Origin of the sequence: Metabacillus niabensis (genome assembly GCF_902829255.1) — a bacterium.
In the GTDB taxonomy this organism is placed as follows: Bacteria; Bacillota; Bacilli; order Bacillales; family Bacillaceae; genus Metabacillus; species Metabacillus niabensis.
In genome coordinates, this window is record NZ_CADEPK010000422.1 from 1 (window position 1) to 2,595 (window position 2,595).

At 32.8% G+C, this 2,595-nt stretch carries 2 protein-coding genes and 1 pseudogene; 2 read left to right on the forward strand and 1 reads right to left on the reverse strand.

Going from position 1 to position 2,595, the window contains the following annotated elements:
• Positions 1-82 precede the first annotated feature (82 nt).
• A complete protein-coding gene (locus HU235_RS23250) occupies positions 83-685 on the forward strand; it encodes a TetR/AcrR family transcriptional regulator (protein ID WP_174881751.1) in 603 nt (200 codons plus the stop codon).
• Between the two features lie 58 nt (positions 686-743).
• On the forward strand, positions 744-2,006 hold the full coding sequence (locus tag HU235_RS23255) for an MFS transporter (RefSeq protein ID WP_233452401.1): 1,263 nt from the start codon (positions 744-746) through the stop codon (positions 2,004-2,006).
• Positions 2,007-2,183: 177 nt separating this feature from the next.
• Here HU235_RS23255 and HU235_RS23260 read toward each other — a convergent pair.
• Positions 2,184-2,363, reverse strand: a pseudogene (locus tag HU235_RS23260) (IS110 family transposase); the annotation flags it as partial.
• Positions 2,364-2,595 lie beyond the last annotated feature (232 nt).

Consider the following 2,595-nt stretch of genomic DNA (forward strand, 5'->3'; position numbering starts at 1 on the left):
ATTTTGTACTGTACAAATACATATAGATTAGCTACAATGATTACGAATGATTGATTAATCAATCTTGGGAAGGAGAGGGAAAATGCCGTTATCGGAACAACAATTACTAAATATGAAACAAAAAAGAAAAGATATTCTTGAAGCAGCTACAAAACTGTTTGCAACTGAAGGATTTGAAGGAACCACAATTAAAAAAGTGTCAGAAGCAGCAAATATTAGCTTTGGAAGTGTCTTTACTTATTTTAAAGATAAAGATGAGCTCTTTTATACTGCAGTTGTTGAGCCACTTAAGGAATTATCTGAGAATGTATTTGCTTTTAGCACCGAAGCAGAAAATCCAATGATAGAGTTGGAAAAGATGATCGAGACACACTTTAAGCTCTTTGCAGGGATTAACGCTTACTTAACTCTTATCGTTCAAGTTATAGGTCAGCATCATCGGTATCCAGATATATTTAAAGAATTAGACAGATTTCATGATGAATTTAGAAAAAGAGTCAGTCTCCTTGTAGAGAATGGTCAACATAAAGGGATGTTTGCACAACAAGATCCATTGACTGTTGCAACATTGTATACCAGTCTCCTCATTGGAATCCGTTTAAACACCACAGATACTAGATATAGTGATATGTGGGAACAGTATGTTTTATCGGCAATAAATCTATTCGGACCTATTAAAAAGTAGGTTCTAATTTTTTAAAAACTAATGATTGATTATTCAATCGTTAAAGGGGTAGTGAAAATTGTTCTTTAAATCCTTAAATCCAACCATTCAAATTCGGTTATTTCTTTTATTTATTTCTACCATGTCTACAATGACTGTGCTTCCTTATTTAATCATTTATCTTTCTGATCAAGTAGGAAATGTAATTGCTGGCATTTTATTTTTAGCAGTAATGTTTGTGAATGTATTGGGATCGATCTTAGGAGGGTATCTTTCTGACAGAATTGGAAGAAAGAAAATAATCCTTTTGTCTGAATTCATCATATTTATCGGGTTTATTGGTGCGGCTTTTGCTAATTCTCCAGGGGGTACATTTCCTTATGTAACATTTATTTTTTTCCTATTTATCCAATTTAGTACTGGTGCAGCCAATCCTGTTTATCAGGCCTTAATAATTGATATTAGCACACCTGAAGAGAGGAGAGTTGTTTACACTTACTCCTATTGGATACGTAATCTAGGTATAGCTATAGGGAGTTTGATCGGTGCATTCCTTTTTTTTGATTACATTTTTCTTTTATTTTTAGGGGTTTCAGTTATAGCTTTATGTACCTTTTTCATTACTTTTTTATTTATACAAGAAACATATACCCCAGTTAAAGAAAAAAAGGAGGAAAAAAAACATATGTTCTTTCTCATGTTACGATCGTACACTAAAGTACTATCTCACAGATTCTTTACGGTCTTTTCGATCGCCAGCCTCCTTATTGTTTCCGTCGAAGAACAGTTAACTAATTACATAGGGGTACGAATTACGAATGTAATTAATGAGCCAGTTCAACTTGTATCCTTTCTTTCGCTAGAAATAAATGGTTTTAACCTTCTTGGTATACTGAAAACGGAAAATACAATCCTTGTTGTTGTATTTACAATGCTTATTACACAGGTAATAAGAACATGGAATGATAGATATGTACTATTAATCGGTTTGCTTCTTTTTTTTAGTGGATATACCATAATAAGTATTAGTACAACACCATATATCCTGATTATTGCTATGCTTATCGCATCCATTGGAGAAATGATGTATATCCCTGTTAAAGAAACAATGTTATCGAAAATGGTACCTGATCATGCTCGGAGTACCTATATGGCATTATACTCGATTACTGTTATTCTTGGCGTAAGCACTGCTGGAATTTTTATGATAATTAGTAGTTGGTTACCCCCTTTAGCTTTAACATCTTTGATCGGTTTCATGGGGGCTGTTTGTATAGTTTTATTTTTTAACCTAACAAGGATTGAAAAATCTATAATAAAACAAAATAAAAAGGCAATGTGAAATTCACTCCTCCCAAGCCTTTTCTGCTAGATTCAATTTTTATTTTTGAAAAGCATCCTAATGCAATTTATCAAGTAATGTACTTAAAAGTAGTAAGTGGCCAGTAGATTTTCATACCTACAATGACTGCATTTAAATTCTTCAGTTTTTTAGACTTTTAATCCTATTTAATTATCATAATCTATCAAATCCATTTTCACTATTTTCAAATGTAAGGGGATCTTCGACAATAATTCCACGATAGTTTATTACTCGTGCAACTTGAAACTGTTGGGCAATATCCACACCAACAATAAGATGTTTATTGGAGATTCCTTCTATTGGTTGATTCTGTTTGTCTTGCTTTTTAAAATTCATAGTAGGGCTTCCTCCTTAAGAGTCTGAGTTAGAGTGGTGTCTATACTCATATCTTACTGAGGAGCTTTATTTTTCAAATCTGAAATTTAACGAGCTACAGGAATGCTCCCTCAGTTTAATATGAATATCTCTCGAATGCTCACTTATTCGCAGGATTTCATAACCCTTTAAATTAGATTTATGGGTAATGGATATGAGTTCAGATCATTTTGGCTTCGTGAAGGCATAGTGA